The 22,238-nt window shown below is 65.9% G+C and carries 25 protein-coding genes; 10 read left to right on the plus strand and 15 right to left on the minus strand.

Annotated elements, in window-relative coordinates; all coding sequences use genetic code 11:
- Nucleotides 1-27: 27 nt before the first annotated feature.
- Nucleotides 28-417 (minus strand): hypothetical protein, encoded by a 390-nt coding sequence (locus U8326_RS12035; RefSeq protein WP_324740562.1) that lies wholly within the window; start codon nucleotides 415-417, stop codon nucleotides 28-30.
- A gap of 174 nt (nucleotides 418-591) precedes the next feature.
- Here U8326_RS12035 and lptB point away from each other — a divergent pair, with 174 nt between their 5' ends.
- From lptB to U8326_RS12065, 6 genes are all read left to right on the plus strand, one after another.
- Nucleotides 592-1,386 (plus strand): LPS export ABC transporter ATP-binding protein, encoded by a 795-nt coding sequence (gene lptB, locus U8326_RS12040; protein ID WP_324740563.1) that lies wholly within the window; start codon nucleotides 592-594, stop codon nucleotides 1,384-1,386.
- A gap of 106 nt (nucleotides 1,387-1,492) precedes the next feature.
- The gene (rpoN, locus tag U8326_RS12045; protein ID WP_324740564.1) at nucleotides 1,493-3,007 is read left to right on the plus strand and encodes an RNA polymerase factor sigma-54; all 1,515 of its coding nucleotides are present in this window, start codon (nucleotides 1,493-1,495) and stop codon (nucleotides 3,005-3,007) included.
- Nucleotides 3,008-3,236: 229 nt separating this feature from the next.
- A complete protein-coding gene (ctrA, locus tag U8326_RS12050) occupies nucleotides 3,237-3,932 on the plus strand; it encodes a response regulator transcription factor CtrA (protein ID WP_324740565.1) in 696 nt (231 codons plus the stop codon).
- Between the two features lie 100 nt (nucleotides 3,933-4,032).
- Nucleotides 4,033-4,731 (plus strand): tRNA (guanine(46)-N(7))-methyltransferase TrmB, encoded by a 699-nt coding sequence (gene trmB, locus U8326_RS12055; RefSeq protein WP_324740566.1) that lies wholly within the window; start codon nucleotides 4,033-4,035, stop codon nucleotides 4,729-4,731.
- A 34-nt stretch (nucleotides 4,732-4,765) separates the two neighbouring features.
- On the plus strand, nucleotides 4,766-5,530 hold the full coding sequence (locus U8326_RS12060; RefSeq protein ID WP_324740568.1) for an enoyl-CoA hydratase: 765 nt from the start codon (nucleotides 4,766-4,768) through the stop codon (nucleotides 5,528-5,530).
- Nucleotides 5,531-5,658: 128 nt separating this feature from the next.
- Entirely contained in the window at nucleotides 5,659-6,429 is a 771-nt protein-coding gene (locus U8326_RS12065; RefSeq protein ID WP_416385478.1) for a sulfite exporter TauE/SafE family protein, read from the plus strand.
- Nucleotides 6,430-6,565: 136 nt separating this feature from the next.
- Here the strand turns inward: U8326_RS12065 and U8326_RS12070 are convergent, their stop codons facing one another.
- Nucleotides 6,566-8,827 carry an NADP-dependent malic enzyme gene (locus U8326_RS12070; protein WP_324740570.1) on the minus strand — a complete coding sequence of 754 codons (2,262 nt, stop codon included), beginning with the start codon at nucleotides 8,825-8,827 and terminating at the stop codon, nucleotides 6,566-6,568.
- 122 nt (nucleotides 8,828-8,949) lie between these two features.
- On the opposite strand from U8326_RS12070, the gene mutS reads away from it, so the two are divergent.
- On the plus strand, nucleotides 8,950-11,556 hold the full coding sequence (gene mutS, locus U8326_RS12075) for a DNA mismatch repair protein MutS (RefSeq protein WP_324740571.1): 2,607 nt from the start codon (nucleotides 8,950-8,952) through the stop codon (nucleotides 11,554-11,556).
- A gap of 23 nt (nucleotides 11,557-11,579) precedes the next feature.
- A complete protein-coding gene (locus U8326_RS12080) occupies nucleotides 11,580-11,942 on the plus strand; it encodes a hypothetical protein (protein ID WP_324740572.1) in 363 nt (120 codons plus the stop codon).
- A gap of 12 nt (nucleotides 11,943-11,954) precedes the next feature.
- Here U8326_RS12080 and U8326_RS12085 read toward each other — a convergent pair whose 3' ends face one another.
- From U8326_RS12085 to gluQRS, 4 genes are all read right to left on the minus strand, one after another.
- The gene (locus U8326_RS12085; protein ID WP_324740573.1) at nucleotides 11,955-12,824 is read right to left on the minus strand and encodes a 3-hydroxybutyryl-CoA dehydrogenase; all 870 of its coding nucleotides are present in this window, start codon (nucleotides 12,822-12,824) and stop codon (nucleotides 11,955-11,957) included.
- Nucleotides 12,825-12,896: 72 nt separating this feature from the next.
- Nucleotides 12,897-13,466, minus strand: coding sequence for a cob(I)yrinic acid a,c-diamide adenosyltransferase (locus tag U8326_RS12090; protein ID WP_324740574.1), 570 nt, complete (start codon nucleotides 13,464-13,466; stop codon nucleotides 12,897-12,899).
- Between the two features lie 16 nt (nucleotides 13,467-13,482).
- Nucleotides 13,483-13,710: a hypothetical protein gene (locus tag U8326_RS12095; RefSeq protein ID WP_324740575.1), complete on the minus strand. Its 228-nt coding sequence runs from the start codon at nucleotides 13,708-13,710 to the stop codon at nucleotides 13,483-13,485.
- Entirely contained in the window at nucleotides 13,707-14,552 is an 846-nt protein-coding gene (gluQRS, locus tag U8326_RS12100) for a tRNA glutamyl-Q(34) synthetase GluQRS (protein ID WP_324740576.1), read from the minus strand. The genes U8326_RS12095 and gluQRS overlap by 4 nt, the downstream gene beginning before the upstream one ends.
- A 143-nt stretch (nucleotides 14,553-14,695) precedes the next feature.
- Here gluQRS and U8326_RS12105 point away from each other — a divergent pair, with 143 nt between their 5' ends.
- Nucleotides 14,696-15,286: an HNH endonuclease gene (locus tag U8326_RS12105; RefSeq protein ID WP_324743595.1), complete on the plus strand. Its 591-nt coding sequence runs from the start codon at nucleotides 14,696-14,698 to the stop codon at nucleotides 15,284-15,286.
- Between the two features lie 17 nt (nucleotides 15,287-15,303).
- Here U8326_RS12105 and U8326_RS12110 read toward each other — a convergent pair whose 3' ends face one another.
- From U8326_RS12110 to dksA, 4 genes are all read right to left on the minus strand, one after another.
- Entirely contained in the window at nucleotides 15,304-15,726 is a 423-nt protein-coding gene (locus U8326_RS12110) for a DUF4112 domain-containing protein (protein WP_324740577.1), read from the minus strand.
- A 68-nt stretch (nucleotides 15,727-15,794) separates the two neighbouring features.
- Nucleotides 15,795-17,267, minus strand: a complete 1,473-nt coding sequence (locus U8326_RS12115) for an ABC transporter substrate-binding protein (RefSeq protein WP_324740579.1) — start codon at nucleotides 17,265-17,267, stop codon at nucleotides 15,795-15,797.
- Nucleotides 17,268-17,416: 149 nt separating this feature from the next.
- Nucleotides 17,417-17,779, minus strand: coding sequence for a PilZ domain-containing protein (locus tag U8326_RS12120; protein WP_324740580.1), 363 nt, complete (start codon nucleotides 17,777-17,779; stop codon nucleotides 17,417-17,419).
- A 131-nt stretch (nucleotides 17,780-17,910) separates the two neighbouring features.
- On the minus strand, nucleotides 17,911-18,357 hold the full coding sequence (gene dksA, locus U8326_RS12125) for an RNA polymerase-binding protein DksA (protein WP_324740581.1): 447 nt from the start codon (nucleotides 18,355-18,357) through the stop codon (nucleotides 17,911-17,913).
- Nucleotides 18,358-18,634: 277 nt separating this feature from the next.
- Here dksA and U8326_RS12130 point away from each other — a divergent pair, with 277 nt between their 5' ends.
- A complete protein-coding gene (locus U8326_RS12130; protein WP_416385479.1) occupies nucleotides 18,635-18,967 on the plus strand; it encodes a hypothetical protein in 333 nt (110 codons plus the stop codon).
- A gap of 48 nt (nucleotides 18,968-19,015) precedes the next feature.
- Here U8326_RS12130 and U8326_RS12135 read toward each other — a convergent pair whose 3' ends face one another.
- From U8326_RS12135 to U8326_RS12155, 5 genes are read right to left on the minus strand one after another with little or no spacing between them, the layout of a single operon-like run.
- A complete protein-coding gene (locus U8326_RS12135; RefSeq protein ID WP_324740582.1) occupies nucleotides 19,016-20,155 on the minus strand; it encodes a GNAT family N-acetyltransferase in 1,140 nt (379 codons plus the stop codon).
- Nucleotides 20,152-20,916, minus strand: a complete 765-nt coding sequence (locus tag U8326_RS12140; RefSeq protein WP_416385480.1) for a glycerophosphodiester phosphodiesterase family protein — start codon at nucleotides 20,914-20,916, stop codon at nucleotides 20,152-20,154. The genes U8326_RS12135 and U8326_RS12140 overlap by 4 nt, the downstream gene beginning before the upstream one ends.
- Nucleotides 20,909-21,370, minus strand: coding sequence for a RidA family protein (locus U8326_RS12145; protein WP_324740583.1), 462 nt, complete (start codon nucleotides 21,368-21,370; stop codon nucleotides 20,909-20,911). Before U8326_RS12145 ends, U8326_RS12140 begins: the two co-directional genes overlap by 8 nt.
- Nucleotides 21,367-22,005 (minus strand): HAD family hydrolase, encoded by a 639-nt coding sequence (locus U8326_RS12150; protein ID WP_324740584.1) that lies wholly within the window; start codon nucleotides 22,003-22,005, stop codon nucleotides 21,367-21,369. The genes U8326_RS12145 and U8326_RS12150 overlap by 4 nt, the downstream gene beginning before the upstream one ends.
- On the minus strand, nucleotides 22,002-22,229 hold the full coding sequence (locus U8326_RS12155) for a DUF3572 family protein (protein WP_416385481.1): 228 nt from the start codon (nucleotides 22,227-22,229) through the stop codon (nucleotides 22,002-22,004). Before U8326_RS12155 ends, U8326_RS12150 begins: the two co-directional genes overlap by 4 nt.
- Nucleotides 22,230-22,238 lie beyond the last annotated feature (9 nt).

The raw sequence follows: 22,238 nt of genomic DNA on the forward strand, positions 1-22,238 counted from the left end.
GCGCCGGATGCCAAGGCCGAAGACGTATCAGCCAAGCAGCAGCACCGCCCGATACAGGCCCACCACCACGAAGGGCAGCCCCAGGGCGACCAGCCACACCAGCCATCGGTCGCGCCGGAACGCCCGGGCGCGGCCGGGATCGGCGGCTTCCTGATCGGTGAGCCGTTCCCAGCGGCGCTCCATGATGCGCGAGGCGGGGATCACGCCCGCCACCAGCAAGCCCAGGGTCAGATAGGGCAACAGCGTACTGCCCCCGGCGCTGGCGGTCGACATGGTGAGGAAAATCTGCAGGACGGCGTAAACCAGCAGCGCCCGGGCTATATTGTCGCTCATCGCCTTGCGCCAGTCAGGGCGCCAGTCGGGCGGCGGCGCTTTCCGGCAATTGGCAGGTCTGATGCGCGGCAGCGCCTTTCCCATGCATTCTCTCCGTTTTGCGGATCGGACTATTCCACCGCGAATCGTCATATTCAACCCGGCCGTGCCTTTTTCGTTTCATTGTTCCGCCGCATTTCCACCCGGCCATGCATGAATCCTGCCAATTTGTATCGCTCGGGGGTTTTTTGTTCGCGGACAAGTGCTAAGGCAATGCCGATGAATGTCCTTGACGATCCCAACCGCCTCGATCCGGCGGAAACGCTTTCCAAGGCAGCTCCCCCCGTCCCCCAGGGCGGGCTGGAGGTCATCTCCATCGCCAAGAGCTACGACAAGCGCGCCGTGCTCACCGACATCTCGCTGTCGGTGGCCAAGGGCGAGGTGCTGGGCCTGCTCGGCCCCAACGGCGCGGGCAAGACCACCTGCTTCTATTCGATCATGGGCCTCGTGCGGCCGGACAGCGGCCGCATCCTGATGGACGGGGTCGATGTCACCAACCTGCCGATGTATCGCCGCGCGATCCTCGGCCTCGGCTATCTGCCGCAGGAAACCTCGATCTTCCGGGGCATGACGGTGGAACAGAACATCGCCAGCGTGCTCGAAATGGTGGAGCCGGAAGAGGATGTCCGCCGGTCGGAGCTTGAGCGGCTGCTGGACGAATTCGGGCTTGCGCGGCTGCGCGTCAGCCCCGCCATGGCCCTCTCCGGCGGCGAGCGGCGGCGCTGCGAGATCGCCCGCGCGCTGGCGGCGAAGCCTTCCATCATGCTGCTGGACGAACCCTTCGCCGGGATCGACCCGCTTTCGATCGCCGATATCCGCCACCTCGTGATCGACCTGAAGGAGCGCGGTATCGGCGTGCTCATCACGGACCACAATGTGCGCGAAACGCTCGACATCGTGGATCGCGCCTGCATCATCTACGGCGGCCAGGTGCTGTTCGCGGGCAGCCCGCAGGAACTGGTCGCGGACGAGAATGTGCGCCGGCTCTATCTCGGTGAAAGCTTCACCTTATGAATGGCGTTAGTCCGGCCTCGACCTCGTCGAGCCCGGCGCCCGGCACCAGACCGCCCCACCCCTGTTTCGCCGGGCCATGCGTTCGCCCGGAACCGGGCAAGCTCCCATGAATTTCGGGCCGCGCCTCGACCTGCGGCAAAGCCAGTCGCTGGTGATGACGCCACAGCTCCAGCAGGCGATCAAGCTGCTGGCGCTCTCCAACCTGGAGATCGAGGCCTTCGTAAGCGAAGCGCTGGAAGCCAATCCGCTGCTCGAACTGGGCGAGGCGGAGGGAGCGGTCCCCGAACTTCCGGACAGCGACCTGTCGGCCGACCGGGAAGCGGCGGATGCGCCTGTCGATGCGGTGGAAACGGGGGTCGACCGCTTGCTGGAAACCGGGCCGAACGACGCGGAGCCGCCGCTGGATGTCGAATTTTCCGCGCTGCATGGCGATGCCGATACGGGACTTGTCGCGGATCTTCGCCTCGGCGCGGAGCAGCGTTCCGAAGCGAATGGAGAAGGTTTCTCGATAGAGGAGCGCGGGCAGGGGCCGCTCACCCTGACCGAGCACCTGCTCAACCAGATCGGCGCGGTCGCGGCCGACGAAGACATTGCCTTCATTGCCCGCTACCTGATCGGCCTGCTCGACGACACCGGCTATCTCACCGCCGACCTGCGCCATGTGGCGGGGGAACTCGATGCGCCGCTGGCCATGGTCGAGGCGGCGCTGGCTGCGGTCCAGTCCCTCGACCCGACCGGGGTGGGCGCCCGCAATCTCGCGGAATGCCTGGCCCTGCAAGCCAGGGAAGCGGATCGCTACGACCCCTGCATGGCGAGCCTGATCGACAATCTCGACCTGATCGCCAAGGGCAATCTCAAGCAGCTGCGCCGGATCTGCAATGTCGATGACGAGGATTTCGCCGACATGCTGGCGGAGCTGCGCGGCTACGATCCCAAGCCCGGCCTGCGCTTCGGCAAGGAGACGGCGGGGGCGCCGGTCGTGCCCGATATACTGGTGCAGGCCGCCGGCGGGGGCTGGGACATCGCGATCAACCCCGCCACCCTGCCCCGGCTGTGCGTCAATCGCAGCTATTATCTGGAGCTGCGCGGATCGTGCGAGGACAAGTCCTCGCGCGCATGGCTGAACGAGAAGCTGGCCGACGCCAACTGGCTGCTGCGGGCGCTCGACCAGCGCCAGAAGACGATCCTGAAGGTGGCGCGGGAAATCGTGAAGCAGCAGGAAGGCTTTTTCCGCCACGGCGTCTCCGCGCTCAAGCCGCTCACGCTGCGCGAAGTGGCCGAAGCCATCGAAATGCATGAATCGACCGTGAGCCGGGTGACCGCCAACAAATATCTGAACTGCGCGCGCGGCACGTTCGAGCTGAAATATTTCTTCACCTCCGGCGTCGCTTCCTCGGATGGCGGCGGCGCGGTGTCCGCCGAAGCGGTGAAGGCCCAGATCCGGGCGCTGGTGGACGCGGAGGACCCATCCGCGATCCTGTCCGACGACACGCTGGTCGATCTGCTGAAGGAAAAGGGCTTCGACCTCGCCCGGCGGACCGTCGCCAAATATCGCGAGGCGATCGGCATCGGCAGCTCGGTGCAGCGGCGGCGGCAGAAGGCGCTCGCGGCGATCCGCTAAAGTGATTTCGAAGCAAGTGAAATCACTTGCTGACTCGGAAATCACGGAAACCAGAAGCATGATGCGCCAGCGCTGGCCACCTGCCGCGGTGGCGCAATCGGGCGGCTTATTTGGCGGTTACAGAAAATTAACCTTTTTCATTCACACCTTGAATGGTTAATACAGGTCAATATCCATTTCTATCGGGTTACCGAGTGGGGAATCGGGGCAAAAAACGGGGGCTGTATCCATGCGTGTTCTGTTGATCGAAGACGAGCCGACGACAGCTAAGGCGATCGAGCTGATGCTCACGACCGAAGGTTTCAACGTCTACTCGACCGACCTGGGCGAGGAAGGCCTCGATCTCGGCAAGCTCTATGATTACGACATCATCCTGCTCGACCTGAACCTGCCGGACATGCACGGCTATGACGTGCTCAAGAAGCTGCGCGTCGCCAAGGTGCAGACGCCGGTGCTGATTCTGTCGGGCATCTCGGAAATGGATTCCAAGATCCGCAGCTTCGGCTTCGGGGCGGACGATTACGTGACCAAGCCGTTCCACCGGGAAGAGCTGGTCGCCCGCATCCATGCGGTCGTGCGCCGTTCCAAGGGCCATTCCCAGTCCGTCATCCGCACTGGCAAGCTGGCGGTGAACCTGGACGCCAAGACGGTGGAAGTCGATGGCGCCCGCGTCCATCTCACCGGCAAGGAATATGCGATGCTGGAGCTGCTTTCGCTCCGCAAGGGCACCACGCTCACCAAGGAAATGTTCCTCAACCACCTCTATGGCGGGATGGACGAGCCGGAACTCAAGATCATCGACGTGTTCATCTGCAAGCTGCGCAAGAAGCTGGCGCTGGCCTGCGATGGCGAGAACTACATCGAAACCGTATGGGGCCGCGGCTATGTGCTGCGCGATTCCGACGATACCGCCGAAGCGGCGTAGTTTGCATTCACTATGCCAGGGGCCGTCCGGTCCCCTGGTTTCGCGCCCTAAGGCGCGGCGCGCTTGAGGCCCGGCTAAAACCCGCCTAAGCGCTGCGCCCATGACGGCGCACAAACCCGGCGATCCCACCACCCTCAACCGGCTCTACGGCCGGGCCAAGGGCAAGAAACTGCGCAAGGGCCAGCAGGATCTGGCCGATCGCCTGCTGCCGCAGATCAGCGTGCCTGATGACGGGCCGATCACCGCCGAGCGGCTGTTCAGCCAGCCGGCCCCGCTCCATTTCGAAATCGGCTTCGGCGCGGGCGAGCATCTCGCCTACCGGGCCGACCTGCTGCCCGACCACGGCTTCGTGGGCTGCGAGCCGTTCCTCAACGGCGTGGTCGGCGCGCTCGGCCATATCCGCGACATGGGCTTGGCCAATGTCCGGCTGCATATGGGCGACGCGCTGGAGGTGCTCTCCCGCGTGCCGGACGGCACCCTGTCGTTCCTCTATCTGCTGCACCCGGACCCCTGGCCCAAGGCCCGTCACGCCAAGCGGCGGATGATGAACGACGGGCCGGTGGCGATGTTCGCGGCCAAGCTGAAGCCGGGCGGGGAATTCCGCTTCGGCACCGACCATCCCGTCTATCTGCGCCATGCGCTGATGGTGATGCGGCGGCACCGCGACACCTTCGAATGGCTGGCCGACAGCCCCGCCAGCTTCCTCAGGCGGCCCGGCGGCTGGTGCGAAACCCGCTACGAAGCCAAGGCCCGGCAGCAGGGCCATGAGGTCTGGTACTTCCGCTATCGCCGCAAATAGGGCAGACCGGGAGCTTCCAGGGGGAGGAAAGCCGATGAGCGTGTTGAAGGTCGAACGGGATGGCGCGGTCGCGATAGTGACGTTGAACCGGCCGGAAGCGCTCAACGCCTTGTCCTCGGAGCTGTGCATCGCGCTGACGGAAACCATCGAGGCGGCCGACCGGGACGATTCCGTCAGCGTGCTGGTCCTCACCGGCGCGGGCGAGCGGGCCTTCTCGGCGGGCGTCGACCTCAAGGAGCTGGGGTCGAACCCCGATGCGCTCAAGGCGATCCAGCAATACGATCCGGTCCGCGCGCTCGAGGCCTGCCGCAAGCCCGTGCTCGGCGCGATAAATGGCGTGGCGATCACCGGCGGGCTGGAAGTCGCGCTGGGCTGCGACATGCTGATCGGCTCCGCCAATGCCCGCTTCGCCGACACCCATGCGCGGATCGGTCTGCTGCCGGGATGGGGCCTGTCGCAAAGGCTGCCGCGGATGATCGGGGTCCATCGCGCCAAGCAGATGTCGCTCACCGGCAATTTCCTCGATGCCGAAACGGCGCTGGACTGGGGCATCGTCAGCGAGGTCGTCGACCCCGACCGCCTGATGGCCCGCGCGCGCGACATCGCCCGCGACATGGCCGGCGCCGACCCTTCTTTCCTGCGCGAATACAAGGCCCTGATCGACCGGGGCTTCGCCATGCCGTTCGGCGAGGCGCTGGAAATGGAACGGCAGGTCGCGTGGAAATTCAACGGAACGGTTTCGCACGGCGATCTGGAGCAACGCCGGGCCGCCGTGGTGCAGCGCGGCCGCGAGCAGTAGCAACCGCCCGGAGCCGCCCTCTTGATCGGCAACGAGAAACCTGCACTACACGGCATCTCTGAAAAATTTGCTTCCCGCATTCGTGAAACGCGGGCAGTCGCTAACCCTGATCGATCCGTCAAAGGACCATGCCCTTGCATTTCGAAGCCTTCGAACTGAGCGCCCTCCTTCCTTTCATTGCCATAGGCTTCGCCGCGCAATTGGTCGACGGCGCGCTGGGCATGGCCTTCGGCGTGATTTCCAGCACCATGATGGTGGGGGTGATGGGCCTGCCGCCGGCGGTGGCCTCGCAGCGCGTGCATATGGTGGAATGCTTCACCACCGCGACATCGGGTATCAGCCACCTGCTGCATGGCAATATCGACAAGCGGCTGTTCTTCCGCCTGCTCATTCCCGGGGTGATCGGCGGCCTGCTGGGCGCCTATGTGCTCAGCTCGCTCGACGCCGCCGTGGTGAAGCCCTTCGTGCTGGCCTATCTCTGCGCGATCGGCCTCTACATCCTCTGGCGCGGGCTGTTCTATCCGCCCAAGATCAAGGAAGCCAAGCTGATCGCCCCGCTGGGCCTTTTCGGCGGCTTCCTGGATGCGGCGGGCGGCGGCGGCTGGGGGCCGGTGGTCACGTCCAACCTGCTGATCCAGGGCGCCGACCCGCGCAAGGTCGTGGGCACGGTCAATTCCGTGGAATTCTTCCTGACGGTGACCATCTCGGCCACCTTCATCTATCATCTGGGCATAGCCGACCTCGCCGGCGCGACGCTGGGCCTGCTGATCGGCGGCATATTGGCGGCCCCGCTGGGCGCCTGGGCCGCGAAGCACCTGCCCGCCAAGCAGATGCTGATCCTGGTGGGCATCGTGCTGACGGTGACGAGCGCCTATGGCGTATCGAGAGCGATCAACTGATCGCGCCGTCCCGCCGAGTTGCGGCTGGAGCCATTGCGAAGCAAGCGGGATCGCTTGCCGAAGCGGAAATCACGGAAAACAGGTAAGTCCCAGGCCCGTTCCGGTCGAACCGGAACGTGCCGGAACGTGAACACGGTCAGCCCACCACGCCCGCCGCCGCCAGCACCGCCAATTGCAGCACATCGGGCGCGATGGAGGTCATAGGCGCGATCTGCACCGGCTTTTCCATGCCGATCAGCATCGGGCCGATGGTGGCGTTGCCGCCCAGCTCGCGCAGCAGCTTGGCTGAAACATTGGCCGATTGCAGGCCCGGCATGATGAGCACATTGGCCGGCTGCGACAGGCGGCTGAACGGATAATTCGCCATTACCTTGGGATTGAGCGCGGCATCCGGGGCCATCTCGCCTTCATATTCGAAGCCGGGATTTTCCGCGTCGAGGATATGGACCGCATCGCGGATGCTTTCCAGCCACTTGCCCGACGGATTGCCGAAGGTCGAGAAGCTGAGGAAGGCCACGCGCGGCTCATGCCCCAGCCGCCGCGCCACCGCCGCCGTCTCCTTGGCGATATGGGCCAGTTCCTCGGCGGTCGGCCGTTCGTTGATCGTGGTGTCGGCCAGGAACACCGTGTAATCCTTGCCGATCATCAGATGGATGCCGAAGGGCAGGTGACCGGGCTTCGGATCGAGCACCAGTTGCACTTCCTTCATCGTCTGGGCGAAGGGGCGGGTCAGGCCGGAGATCATCGCATCGCCATGGCCCAGCGCCAGCAGGAGCGAGGCGAAGACATTGCGGTCCTGATTGACCATGCGGCGCACGTCGCGCTCCATGAAACCGCGCCGCTGCAGCCGCTGATACAGATATTGCACCATTTCCGGCACATGGATGGAATCCGCCGAATTCTGGATCTCATAGCTGTCGGGATCGTCGACCCCCAGTTCCACCAGCTTGTCCAGGACGGCCTGGGTGCGGCCGACCAGGATCGGGTTGCCATATCCGAAATCGCGATACTGGATCGCGGCGCGCAGGACGACCTCGTCCTCCCCCTCGGCGAAGACCACGCGCTTGGGGTTCTTCTTCAGATCCTCGAACACCTGGGTCAGCACGCTGGTGGTCGGGTTGAGCCGGGCCTTGAGCGCGGTGCGGTAAGCGTCGAAATCCTCGATCGGCTTCTGGGCGACGCCGGAATCCATCGCGGCCTTGGCCACTGCGGACGAAATCCGCTCGATCAGGCGCGGATCGAACGGCGCGGGAATGATGTATTCCGTGCCGAAATGATGGTTGCGGCCATAGGCGGCGGCCACTTCCTCAGGCACGCGCTCGCGCGCCAGGGCGGCGATCGCTTCGGCCGCCGCAATCTTCATTTCCTCGTTGATCGCGGTCGCCTGCACGTCCAGCGCGCCGCGAAAGATGAAGGGGAAGCCGAGCACATTGTTGACCTGGTTCGGATAATCCGACCGGCCCGTGGCGACGATGGCGTCGGGCCGCACCTTCTTCGCTTCGGGCGGGGTGATTTCCGGATCGGGATTGGCCATGGCGAAGATGATCGGCTTGGGCGCCATCTTCTTCACCATCTCCGCGGTCAGCGCGCCCTTGATCGACAGGCCGAGGAACACGTCCGCCCCGGCGATGGCGTCGCTCAAAGTCCGGGCGTCGGTGGCGATCGCATGGGCAGACTTGAACTGGTCCACATTGTCGCGGCCGATATAGATCACACCCTTGCTGTCGCACATCGTCACGTTTTCGTGGCGCACGCCCATCGACTTGATCAGCGAGGTGCAGGCGATGGCGGACGCGCCGGCCCCGTTCACCACCACCTTGACATCGCCCAGCTTGCGGCCGGTGAGGTGGCAGGCATTGATCAGGCCGGCGGCGGCGATAATCGCGGTGCCGTGCTGGTCGTCATGCATCACCGGGATCTTCATCCGCTCGCGCAGGGCCTGCTCGATGATGAAGCATTCCGGGGCCTTGATGTCTTCCAGATTGATGCCGCCGAAGCTCGGCTCCATCAGCGCCACGGCATTGACGAAGGCGTCCGGGTCCTCCGTATCCAGCTCGATGTCGATCGAATCCACATCGGCGAAGCGCTTGAACAGCACCGCCTTGCCTTCCATCACCGGCTTGGAGGCGAGCGCGCCGAGATTGCCCATGCCGAGGATCGCGGTGCCGTTGGAGATCACGGCGACCAGATTGGCCCGGGCGGTGTAGATCGCCGCCTTGGACGGATCGGCGGCAATCGCCTCCACCGGCGCGGCGACGCCGGGGGAATAGGCCAGGCTGAGATCGCGCTGCGTCGCCATCGGCTTGGACGCGATGATCTCGATCTTCCCGGGGCGGATCGTCTCGTGGTAAAACAGCGCCTCACGTTCGGTGAAGCGAAGCTTGTTGTCTTCAGCCAAGCGGATTCTCCTTGATTCAATCGGCCACTAGGCGCTGGCGGGCGCGCCCGCAACGGTTTGATCGGGGGAAAGCGTAGAGGCCACGCTTTCCGAATCGCCCACTGACCCGCTAACCCGCTCGCATGGCAGGCGGTGCGACCCCGATGATGGCGCAATATTTCGCGCTGAAGGAACAGGCGGGCGATTGCCTGCTGTTCTATCGCATGGGCGATTTCTTCGAATTGTTCTTCGAGGATGCGCGCAAGGCCGCAGGCGTGCTGGACATCGCGCTGACCACGCGGGGGGAGCATGACGGGCAGCCCGTGCCGATGTGCGGCGTGCCGGTCCATGCGGCGGAAAACTATCTCGCCCGGCTGATCAAGGCGGGCTGCCGGGTCGCCGTGGCCGAGCAGGTCGAAACGCCGGAGGAAGCGAAGAAGCGGGGCGGATCGAAAGCACTGGTGAGCCGCGACATCGTGCGTTTCGTCACGGCCGGGACGCTGACCGAGGAAGCGCTGCTCGAGCCGCGCCGCGCCAACCTGCTGGTGGCGGTGTGCGACCTGCGCGGGATCGTCGGCATCGCCGCCTGCGACATCTCGACCGGGCGGATGGAGCTGGAGGAATGCCCACCCGACCGGCTGGGGGCCGCGCTCGCCCGGCTCGGCGCCAGCGAGATCGTGGCGCCCGAAGCCTGGGCGGACCGGCCCGCCGCCGCGGTGCCCCGGCCCCATGCCGATTTTTCCAGCGATGACGGGGAAAGGCGGTTGAAGACGGTCCACGGCGTCGCCACGCTGGACGGGTTCGGCCAGTTCAGCCGCGCCATGCTGGCGGCGGCGGGCGGGCTGATCGCCTATCTCGACCATGCCGGGCGCGGCAAGCTGCCGCTGCTGCTGCCCCCGGTCGCCAGCAGCGGGGACGAACGCCTCGCCATGGACGAGGCCACGCGCGCCAGCCTGGAGATACTCGTTTCCCAGCAGGGCGCGCGGCAAGGCAGCCTGATCGCGGCGGTGGACCGCTGCGTGACCGGCGCGGGCGCGCGCCAGCTGGCGGAGGACCTCGGCGCGCCGCTGACCGACGCCGATGCGATCAGGCGACGGCTGGAGCTGGTCGGCTGGCTGCATGACGATCCGCTGCTGCGCGGCGACCTGCGCGCGGCGCTGCGCGGCCTGCCCGATCTCGGCCGCGCGCTGGGCCGGGTGGTGGCCGGGCGCGGCTCCCCCCGCGACCTGGGCCAGATCCGCGACGGCCTGGCCGAAGCGCGGCAGGTCCGCGAGCAGGTGCAGGGCAGGCCCGATCGCCCCGCCCTGCTCGAAGAACTGCTGCCCGCGCTGGAAGGGCATGGCGCGCTGGTCGACCTGCTGGGCCGGGCGCTGGTGCCCTCCCCGCCCACCGAGCGCGGCCAGGGCGGCTTCATCGCGGAAGGCTATGACGCCGCGCTGGACGAATTGCGCAAGGTGTCGGGCAATGCGCGCCGGGCCATCGCCGCGCTGGAGGCGCGCTATCGCGAGGAAACCGGCATCGCCACGCTGAAGATCAGGCACAATGGCGTGCTCGGCTATTTCATCGAGGTCCCCGCCCGGCATGGCGACGCGCTGATGGCGCCGGACAGCGGCTTTACCCACCGGCAGACCATGGCCGGCGCGGTGCGCTTCAACTCGCTCTCGCTGCATGAGGAGGCCAGCCGCATCGCGGAGGCAGGCGGCCATGCGCTCGCCGCCGAGGAGGCCCATTTCGAGGAGCTGGTCGCGGCCACCATCGCCGCCAGCCACGCCATCGCCGCCACCGCCGCCGCGCTCGCCCGGATCGACGTCGCCGCCGGGCTGGCGGAGCGGGCGGCGGAAGGGGGCTGGTGCCGCCCCGAGATCGCCGAAGAATGCTGCCTCGAAATCGAAGGCGGCCGCCATCCGGTGGTGGAAACCGCGCTGGCGGCCGGCGGCGCCCGCTTCGTCGCCAATGACTGCACCCTGGCCTCGCAAGACCGGCTGTGGCTGATCGGCGGGCCGAACATGGGCGGCAAGTCCACCTTCCTGCGCCAGAACGCGCTGATCGTGCTGCTGGCGCAGTCCGGGGCCTTCGTGCCCGCCTCAAGGGCGGTTGTGGGCCTTGTGGACCGCCTGTTCAGCCGCGTCGGCGCGTCCGACAATCTCGCCCGGGGCCGCTCCACCTTCATGGTGGAAATGGTGGAAACCGCGGCCATTCTCACCCAGGCGACGGAGCGCAGCTTCGTCATCCTCGACGAGGTCGGGCGCGGCACCTCCACCTATGACGGGCTGGCGCTGGCCTGGGCGGTGGTGGAAGCGGTGCATGAACGCAACCGCTGCCGCTGCCTGTTCGCCACCCATTATCACGAGCTTTCCCGCCTGGCCGAAAGCTGCGAGGCGCTGTCGCTGCACCATGTCCGCGCGCGCGAATGGAAAGGCGATCTCGTGCTGCTGCACGAAGTGGCGGAAGGCCCGGCGGACCGCAGCTATGGCCTGGCCGTGGCGCGGCTGGCCGGGGTGCCGAAGGAAGTGGTCGCGCGCGCCAAATCCGTGCTCGACCGGCTCGAGAAGGGCCGCGCCGAAACCGGCGGGCTGGCGGCCGGGCTGGGCGATCTGCCGCTGTTCGCCGCAGCGGCGGAAGCGGTGGCGGAACAGCGCGACGGCCTGCGGGAAAAGCTGCAGGCGCTCGACATCGATGCGCTCTCCCCGCGCGAGGCGCTGGACCTGCTCTATGCATTGAAAAACGAGGCGGCGGCCACGGAAAGTTAACCGCTTTCCCCTATGGCGAGGGCATGTCGCAGATCCTGTTCAAGAACCGCTGGTTCGCCGCGATTTTCGCCGGCATGACGCTGCTTTCAGTGGCGATCTTCACGGGCGAGGGCGGCCAGGGCGATGTGCTGACCGGCATGGCCGATGGCCTGCGCGAGCAGCGGGAAGATCTGGAGAAGCCCAGCGATCCGGTGCCGGTGGTGCTGGAAGAAAGCCCGCAGCCCGAAGCCCAGCCGGTGGAATTCGTGCCGGACGAGGAGCTGATCGACGACGGCGACGGCATGGACAGTTCCGGCGACGAGGGCGGGGACGCGGATTCCGACGGCGAAGCCATGGACGAATCCGGCGACGGCGCCGTCGTCACCTATGGCGACCAGATCGATTGAGCTGACGCGCGCTCAGCGGGTGGGAACCGGCTTCTCCCCCGAATAATCGTAGAAGCCGCGCCCCGACTTGCGGCCCGTCCAGCCCGCTTCGACATATTTGCGCAGCAGCGGGGCCGGGCGATACTTGTCCTCGCCAGTGGTTTCGTGCAGCACCTTCATGATCTCCAGCAAGGTGTCCAGGCCCACGAAATCGGACAGTTCCAGCGGCCCCATCGGATGATTGAGGCCCAGCTTGCAGCCCTGGTCGATGTCCAGCACGCTGCCCGTCCCCTGCCCCAGCACGAAGATCGCCTCGTTCAGCATGGGGCACAGGATGCGATTGACGACGAAGGCCGGCTCGTCCCCGGCATGAACCACCGTCTTGCCGATTTTCTCCGCGAAGGCGCGGACCCGCTCCACCGTGCCGGGGCTGGTGGCAAGGCCGGGAATGACCTCCACCAGCTTCATCACCGGCACGGGATTGAAGAAGTGGATGCCGATGAACCGCGCGGGGTCCGGGCTGGCGGCTGCCATGCGGGTGATCGGGATCGAGCTGGTGTTGCTGGCCAGGATCGCGTCCGCGCCCAGCACTTCGCCGACCGAGGCGAAGATTTGGCGCTTGATGTCCTCGCGCTCGGTCGCCGCCTCGATAATCAGCTGGGCATCGGCCATGCCGGAATAATCGCCCGCCGTGGCGATGCGGCCCACGGCGGCGTCCGCATCATCCGCGCCGAGCTTGCCCTTTTCGACCAGCTTTTCCAGCATTCCGGCGATCCGCGCCCTGGCCTTGTCGGCAATCGCAACGTCGATATCGGCCAGGACGACGTCCATTCCCGCCTGGGCCACCGTCTGGGCGATGCCCGTGCCCATCAGCCCCGCTCCGATCACCCCGACCTTGCGCATCGACCCGTTCCTTTCCAAAATGAGGGAAAGACCGCTTGTTAGCGCCTGCACACAAGGCTGGCCAGCGCCGGTTTAGCGATTGGCGCCGGGAACCCAGCGGACATCGGCCGCGCCATTGTCGTTGAGGACGCGGGCCAGCACGAACAGATAATCGGACAGCCGGTTGATATAGGCCAGCGCCGCCGGATTGGCCGGTTCATCGGCAATCAGGGCGACGACCTTGCGCTCGGCCCGCCGCACCGAGGCCCGGGCGACATGCACCCGCGCCGCCGCCTCGCTGCCGCCCGGCAGGATGAAGCTGGTCAGGGGCTGCAGATCCTCGTTCAATCGGTCTATCGCCTGCTCCAGCCATTCGACCTGGGCTGGAACGATCCGCAGCACCATTTCGGACGGCGCGAAATCCTGGCCGGGCGTGGCAAGGTCCGCGCCAAGATCGAACAGGTCGTTCTGGATGCGGGCGATCGCCGCGCCATGCGCGTTGCCCGCCAGCGCCGTGGAGGCAAGACCCAGCGCGCTGTTCGCCTCGTCCACCGCGCCGATCGCTTCCATCCGGGCCGCGTGTTTCGGGCAGCGTGAACCGTCGACGAGGCCGGTCGTGCCGTCATCGCCGGTGCGCGTATAGATCTTGTTGAGCTTTACCACGCGCTTGCGGTCAGGCTCAATTGTTGATCGCGAGCAGCACCGCCACGACCAGCACGGCCAGCGCCTGATACTTGATGCGGGCGAACATCATCTTGTTCTGGCGCAGCTGCATTTCCGTGGCGTGATCGCCGCTGCTCTCGAGATCGAGCTTGGTGCTCTGCAGAAAAGCTATGATCCCGCGCACCAGCGAAACCACGACCATGATCGTAAGGCCGATCACGAGGATGACGAGCAATGTGTTCATGGCGCCCTATGTAGGATGCCGGAAAGCGAAATGCCAGCGGGGAAGTTGCCGCCGCGCAGCGAGGCCGCCAGCGCCCACCCGTCCTCTCCCGACGCGCGGCGATCCGCGAGCGAAGGCGCGTTGCGCCGCTTCGCCAGCTTCCTGCCGTCTTCGTCCAGCAGCAGCGGGTGATGGTGCCAGGCCGGCACCGGCAGATCGAGCAGGGCCTGCAGCAGGCGATGGATATGCGTCGCCGCGAACAGGTCTGCGCCGCGCGTCACCAGCGTGATGCCATCGGCCGCATCGTCCAGCGTGGCGGCAAGGTGGTAGCTGGCCGGGGCATCCTTCCGGAGCAGGACGACATCTCCGAAAATCTGCGGACGCGCCTGCTGCATTCCGGCGATCCGGTCTTCCCAGGACAGGGGGCCGGTCCGTTCCAGCGCCTTGCCCACATCCAGCCGCCACGACACGCCGCCGCCGATCTCGACGGCCCTGTTCCGGCAGGTGCCCGGATAGACCGGGCCATCCGGCCCGATCTCGCGCGCGGCCTGCGCGATCTCCGCCCGGGTGCAGCGGCAGGGATAGAGCAGCCCCATCTCCTTGAGCCGCTCGCCTGCCTCGGCATAGCGGCCAAGCCGCGCCGACTGGAGCACCTCGCCATCCCAGGCAAGGCCTAGCCAGGCCAGGTCCGCCCGGAACTCCCCGGCCAGTTCAGGGCGGCTGCGCGCGCCGTCGATGTCCTCGATGCGGAGCAGGAAATCGCCGCCCGCTTCCCGGGCCAGATCATGCGCGACAATCGCCGCATAGGCATGGCCGAGATGCAGCGAGCCGTTCGGGCTGGGGGCGAAGCGAGTGCGGATCATGATCTGGCCGCTTGTTCTACCGGCAGTCCGGGTCTCGGCAAGTTTCCTGTGGATTGCCAATTCGTAACAGGCTTGACGCATTTCTAAGCAAATGCTCCCCTGCAGACATCAGGGAGGGCACGCTGGTGTTCAAAGCCGAACTGATTGATCAAGCTACGCGTTTTCGCAACGCGGACGACGACCCGAACCGGCGGCTGGAAAGCTGCCCGGCGCTGGTCCTCAATGCCGATTACACTCCTCTTTCCTATTATCCGCTGAGCCTGTGGCCTTGGCAGACCGCCATCAAGGCCATGTTCCTCGAACGGGTGGATGTCGTCTCCAGCTACGAGCGGGAAGTGCATTCGCCCTCGCTGGACATGAAGATCCCCTCGGTCATCGCCTTGAGGCAATATGTCCGGCCCAGCGAATTTCCGGCATTCACGCGCTTCAACGTGTTCCTGCGCGACCGGTTCTCATGCCAATATTGCGGCAGCCCGCATCATCTCACCTTCGACCATGTGGTTCCGCGCAGGCTGGGCGGCAAGACCACCTGGGAAAACATCCTCACCGCCTGCGCGCCCTGCAACATGAAGAAGGGCGGCCGCACCCCCAAGCAAGCGCATATGATCCCGACGGTGCAGCCGATCAGACCGACCAGCTGGCAATTGCAGCAGCACGGCAAGAGCTTCCCGCCCAATTACCTGCATGAATCCTGGCGGGACTGGCTTTACTGGGACATCGAACTGGAAGCATAGCCGAGGTCCAGCCCGCCTCAGCCGTCGATCACGCGGCTCGCCGGGTGGTGCTTGTCGAGATGGCGCTTGATGATCCGGAGATTGCGGCTGTTCGAACGGAACAGGAAGTCGAATACATCGCCCGCGAAAGGCACGGAGCCGAGGGCCGTGTCGAACGCGATATTGCCCGCCATGCGCCACAGCTTCCATTTCGGCAGGCCGAGATTGCGCGCTTCCCAGACGAGATAGGCGCCCATCGCCGCGGTCACCAGATCGCCCACCACCGGAACCAGCCCGACGATCGCATCGAGGCCCAGCGGGCGGTTGAGGCCCGGCACGACAAGGCTGCGCTCGAGCAGTTTCTCCAGCACCTCCACCCGTTGCCTGACCGAGGCAGGGTCCGTGCCCAATGGCATCTGCATGCCCATCGGCATCGGGCGAACCGGTCCTTGCTTCACCATCGTCGTCTCCTGCACACGCCCTTTACCACCGGCCGATGCTATTTGGCCCACTGTTATTTGGCCCACTGTTATTTGGGAAGCACCGCCAGCGGCGGCAAGGGATGAAAGCCCCAGCGGTTGGCGGCAAAGCCGGTGATGTCGCTGCGGACCAGAGACCAGCGCAACGGCACGCCGATCGGAATATAGACATTCGCAGCGGTCAGCTCCGCTTCCGCTTCCGCCAGCAAGGCGGCGGCCGAGGCCGCATCCGGCGCCGCTCTCGCCTCCTCCACCCTTGCATCCGCTTCCGGCGAGCAGGCCCCGCGGCGCAGGGAGCAATTGAACTGGTTGAGGAACCATTCCGCGGCGGCATAGCGCGCGACGCGATCCACCCAGATCAAATCCGCCTGCCGTTCCGTCGCCGCGCGATCGAGAACGAAGCCCGCCTTCGCGAGATCCCCGCGCAGGACCGTCAATACGATGTCGGACCCCGGCCCCTCCGGCAGGAACACCGACAGGCGCGCAGGCGCGGCGCCATTCGCGGCGCTCCAGGCCGCGACTCGGCGAGCCGCTTCCCTCTGCCGGTCCTCCACCGGCAGGCTCTCCCAGCGCTCCCCGATCGTGCCGAGATCGTCATCCAGCCCCGGGGAAACGAACCGCGTCGTCGCATCCCAGCCGCCCACGTTGAACGGCGCGATAACGGCGGGCCGATCGATCGCCATCGCCACGGCTTCCCGCATCGAGGGTTCCGCCAGCACGCCCTTCGGGTTGAGCACCTGCAGGCCGAACAGCCCGATCACCCGGTCCAGCCGGACGGTTCCGCGCGAAAGCGGGCCGGTGTCCACCAGCGGCAAGGTTTCGATCTGCCCGCCCAGCACCAGATCGACCTTCCCTTCGTCGAACAGCAGGATCGCCTGCGATGCCGAAACCGCGCGCAGCCTCAGTTCCCGGCTGCGTTTCGGCCAGGACGGATCTTCCGCTTCGCCGCGTGCCTGCGGAGGCAGGGGATGAAGGACAAGCTCATCGTCGTCCTCCAGCCGCATCAGGCCCTGGCCGGCTCCCTTGTGGAACAGGCCCAGTTCCGGCTGCGCCAGCAGCTGCAGGAAATTGGGCATCGGGCTGGTGAGGCGGATCTCCACCACCCGCCCGGCCATCGCGCGGATTTCCGATATGCGCGACAGGTCCAGCGCCAGAGATGTGCCTTTCAGGCTGCGCAAGGTGCGCCTGAAGGCATCCTCCACGCTTTCGCTGCTCAGTTCCGCGCCGTCGGGCCAGGTGCCGTTGCGCAAGCGGAAGATGTAGCTGCGCCCATCATCGGTCACGATCCAGCGTTCCGCCAGCGCCGGGGTCACATCGCCATTCGCATCCAGCCTGACCAGCCCGTCCACCGTCGCGGAACGCAGCAGCTGGGCATCGGGGGAAAGCCGTGTTCCCTTCTGCAGAAGGCTGTCCCGATCGCCGATTACCGCGAGGTCGATCACCCCTTCCCGGTCCGCGCCGCAACCCGCCAGCAGCAAGGCGGCGAGCACAGCCGGGACAAGGAAGCGCAAGCGGAAAATCATGTGCGCCTGCTTAGAGCGATTTCGAGCCGGATGGAAATCCGGCGCCTTGGAAATCGCCGAAAAACAGGAATCCGGGAGCGTCGCTTTTCAGGCGGCCGAGGCCCAATCCGCTTCAGCGGCGCGCAGGGCGCCCGCCAGCGCCGACGACTTCAGATCTTGCGGACCTTGCCCGGCGCCGAATCCGGATAATTGCGGGTGTAGCGCGGCGCGGAATGCTCATTGCCGGCCTGCGGCATCGCCCGGACCTTTTTCGCGTCGATTTCTTCCCGGAAGGCGATTCCGAAGCGGTTGTCCTGTATCCAGGCGACCGATCCTTCCACCCAGCCGATATTCCTCAGCTCGACCGACACCATCATGCCGCGCACGACGCGGACCTCCCCGTCTGCCATCATCCCGCCGGCGGAAAGATTGCGCACCTTCACCTGATAGGAAGCGTCCTGCCCCTCAAGGCGCAATTGTGCCATCAGGAAGAGGCTGTCGCGCGGGATATTGCGGGTTTCGAGGCTGGTCATGGCTTTGCGACCGGTTGTTGGCGTTTCTCGGCGAGCAAGCTTTTACGCTCCTCGTGCCCGAATTAAACAGCAAATCGCAAAGAAACCCTTAATCGCCGCGGTGCGATTAACCATTGCCGGACAATCGCTTGTCAATCGTCGCGGGACACCTTTTCGCGGCGTTCGTGGGCTTCCTGCGCTTCCACCGTCATGGTCGCGATCGGCCGGGCGATAAGCCGCCTGATGCCGATGGGATCGCCGGTGACTTCGCAATAACCATATTCGCCATCCTCGATCCGCCGCAGCGCCGAATCGATCTTGGCGATCAGCTTGCGCTGGCGGTCCCGCGTGCGAAGCTCGATCCCCCAGTCCGTCTCGCTCGAAGCGCGGTCGTTGAGGTCAGGCTCGCGGATCGGGCCATCCTGCAGCGACTGCAACGTGCCGGCCGAAGCGGAGAGGATGGATTTCTTCCATTCGAGAAGCAGGCGCCGGAAATAATCCAGCTGCGCCTCATTCATGTATTCCTCGTTCTCGGCGGGCACGTAATCATCCGTGATCGCATGCTTTGCCTTGGCGAGGATATCGATTTCGTCGCTCATAACCGTCGCTACCCAAACTCCGCACCCAGACCATACCCAAACCGGCACTTTACCTGCGGAACCCCGGTTTTCCGGTGGCACAACCGGCACGGCTGGCCGGGCCTATAGGAGTGCGTCAAACCCGGCACAAGGCCCAATTGCGAGTGACTCTAAATCAGTGTGGATTAAGCTGGGCCGAACCGCGACGCGGGATGATCCGTTAACCATTTGTTGACCATGATTGGCGAATGTCCCGCTCGAAGGAGGCAAGGTGCTTCCCGCAACGGGGGATCAGATCATGCAAATGGCCTGGATCAATCAGACTGCCGATACGGCGCCGACAGGTGAAAACCATACCGACCTGCTGGTCGCCAATTGCCTTGCCGCCGCCGCGGCCGGGGATATTTCCGCTTACTACGATCTCGGATTTGCCTTCTCCACGGGCAGCCATGGCGCCGGAATCGATCTCATCGAGGCGCATAAATGGTTCAATCTCGCGGCCACGCAGGGGCATGAGGAAGCCGCGCTCTGCCGCTCCGACATCTCCGAAGAGATGACGGCGCGCGAAATCGCGGAAGCCCAGCGCCGCGCCCGGGAATGGATCGCGGCAACCTGCCACAAGGCCGCCTGAGGGCAGCAGCACCGCCACGGCGGACCATGCTGCCCCAAGTCGTCCTTGCTAGTCCTTGCGGAAGGGTGTCCGCTCGCCCAGGAACATCTGCTCCTCAGCCACGCCGCGCCTTTCGCGCGCGAGGAAATCGGCCACCGCCTCGCGAAATCCGGCATCGGCGATCCAGTGCGCAGACCAGGTCCGCACCGGCTCATAGCCCCGGGCCAGCTTGTGCCCGCCCTGCGCCCCGGCTTCCACCCGCCGCAGGCCCAGCCTGATCGCCGCATCGATCGCCTGATAATAGCACAGCTCGAAATGCAGGAAGGGCTTGTGCACGGTGCAGCCCCAATAGCGCCCGTAGAGCGCGCTTTTCCCGATCAGGTTGAGAGCGCCGGCAATCGGCCTGCCTTCATCATAGGCGAGGATCAGCAGAACCCGGTCGCCCATCCGCTCTCCCAGCAGGGTGAACGCCTCGCGCGTCAGATAGGGGCTGCCCCATTTTCGGGCGCCCGTATCCTGATAGAAGACCCAGAACGCATCCCAATGCTCCGGTTCTATCTCATCGCCCGTGAGATGCCGTATCTCCAGCCCCGCCTGCGCTTCGGCCCGCTCCTTGCGGACGGCCTTGCGCTTGCGCGAGGAAAGCGCGGCGAGAAAGGCGTCGAAATCCGCATAGTCCCGGTTTTCCCAGTGGAACTGGATGTCATTGCGGATGAGCCAGCCGGCGTCCTCGAAGAAGGGCAGCTGGGCCGGTTCGATGAAGGTGGCATGGGCGGAGGAAAAGCCATGCTCCGCGCACAGGCCCTGCGCCGCCCGCAGCAGCGGTTCCGCCAGCCCCGCATCGCCCAGCAGCAACCGGGGTCCGGTCGCCGGGGTGAACGGCGCGGCGATCTGCAGCTTGGGATAATAACGCCCGCCGGCCCGGTGCCAGGCATCGGCCCAGGAATGATCGAAGACATATTCGCCCTGGCTGTGCGACTTGAGGTAGGACGGCAGCGCCGCGGCAAGGCGCCCCGCCCCGTCCGCTATCGCGATCGGCGCGGGTGCCCAGCCCGTGCCGGGGCCGACGCTGCCGGAATCCTCCAGTGCGGACAGAAAGGCATGGCTCACGAACGGATTGTCGTCTCCGGCCAGCGCGTCCCATTCGTCGGCGGGCAGCGCCCCGACCGACCCGTAAACCGCAGCGGTCAGGGGGTCCTGGTCGCTCACTCCAGGCCCGCTCCCTCCGCGATCGGCGCGTCGGCGTGCTGCGCCGCCCGCTGGCGATGATCCGCGCTGCGGACCGTCCAGGTCAGCACGGGCAGGCCCCGGCGGCGGCGCGCGGCGGCAAACCGGCTGGGAAGATCGCGTATGTCATAGGCCAGGAAATCGGGACGGGCATGGTGGAATGCAAGGCGGCGGCGGATGCGCCCCAGCAAGGTCTTGCCATTCTCCTCGGTCACCACCAGCCCGCGCAGCGTATGCGGGGAATGAGTCGCGAACCAGCGCGAGACACGGGGATCGAAGCTCATCACCGCATGGTCGCCGCGATAGCCTTCCAGCTCGCGCCGCACGGCCAGGCACAGCGGCGCGGTGCGCCGGTCGCGCCGGGACTTGATCTCGATCAGCAGGGGAACCCGCCCGGCCACCAGATCCAGCACCTGGCGCAAGGTGGGGATCGGCTCGCCATTCCCGGCCAGCGCGATCCGGCCGAGTTCCGCCGCATTGCGGTCCGCGACCGGGCCATGCTCGGCGGTCAGGCGGTCGAGATCCCAGTCATGGAATACCATCGCATAGCCATCGGAACTACGCTGGACATCGCATTCGATGCCCAGACCGCGATCCATGGCCGCCGCGAAGGCCGCGAGAGAATTTTCCGGCAGGCCCGTGCCGTGCAACCCGCGATGGGCATAGACCCGCCCGGTCAGCCGTGCCGCCCGCGACACGGGCAGCGTGGAACCGGAATCCGCTTCGCCAGGGGCTTCAACCACCGTTGACAGCGAAGATCGCATCCACCTCCACCGCGACCCCCATGGGCAGGTTGGCGACGCCCACCGCGCTGCGGGCATGCTTGCCGGCATCGCCGAACACATCCACCATCAGCTGCGAAGCGCCGTTCACCACCTTGGGCTGCTCGGTGAAATCGAAGCTCGAATTGACGAAGCCGCCCAGCTTCACGACCTGGACGACATTGTCGAGCGAGCCGATTTTGGCCTTGAGCTGCGCCAGGATCATCAATCCGCAGGCGCGGGCCGCAGCGGCCGCATCGTCGACCGAGATGTCGACCCCGAGCCGCCCGGTGACGGGCTGGCCGCCGATCGACGGGAGCTGGCCGGAAACATGCGCGAGCCCGCCATGGACCACCACGGGCACATAGGCCGCCAGCGGGGCCGCCGGCTCCGGAAGAGTGATGCCCAGTTCGGCCAGTCTTGCTTCGATGCTCATGAATTCTCCTCTTTCAGCCGTTCGCGCAGCCAGGACAGCGCGAGGTCCCATTGGTCGATCCGGGCATGCGCATAACCTTGTTCGTGCGCGCAGGGAATATGCGGCGCGACGGTAGGCTCTCCCACCAGATGCAAGCGGACGATCCCGGGGACCATATCCGCCGCCGAGGCATGATGCTGCGCCAGATCGTCGATGAAGAAGGCGCGGCTCGGGCTATATTCCTCGAGGATCGCCTTGAGCGCCGGCCCCTTCGGACCCTGGTTGGTGAAGACCCGGATGTCGAGGCCCCGGTCGGCCAGCTGGCGCGTGCGCGCTTCCCGGCGATGATCGGCGATATTGGTCAGCACCACCACATCCGCTTCCTCGGCCAGCGTGTGAATCGCTTCGATCGCCCCCGAAATGGGAGTCTGCCGGTGCATCTCGGTATCGAAGAACCCTTCCAGCAAGGCCCACATCTCGTCATGCGGGATCGGCTGGCCGCTGCCCCGGCGGCGCATGGCATTGGCGAAATCGTGGCCTTCCAGATGAAAATCCACCTCATGCGCCTCGTCCAGCCACTCACGGAAATGCACCAGCATATGCAGCAGCACTTCGTCGCAATCGGTCACCACCAGCGGGCGTTTCGAACCGCTCATCGCGCCAGCCTCCCGCTCGCATCGACGATGGATTGGGGTGAAAGGCCGAGATCGCCGGCAGCGGCCAGAAGGTCCGGCTCATGGCCCGCCACGAATTCCAGAACGGCGCCCAGCATGGACGAATCTCCAAGCCCGGCACGCAGGGCATCGGGGGTCAGGCCGGTCAACGCCAGCAGGCGTTCGGCCCGCCGCCCATCCTCCAGCACCCAGCCCAGAACCGACAAGGCCAGCGT

This window comes from Tsuneonella sp. CC-YZS046, assembly GCF_035581365.1.
Taxonomy (GTDB): Bacteria; Pseudomonadota; Alphaproteobacteria; order Sphingomonadales; family Sphingomonadaceae; genus JAWKXU01.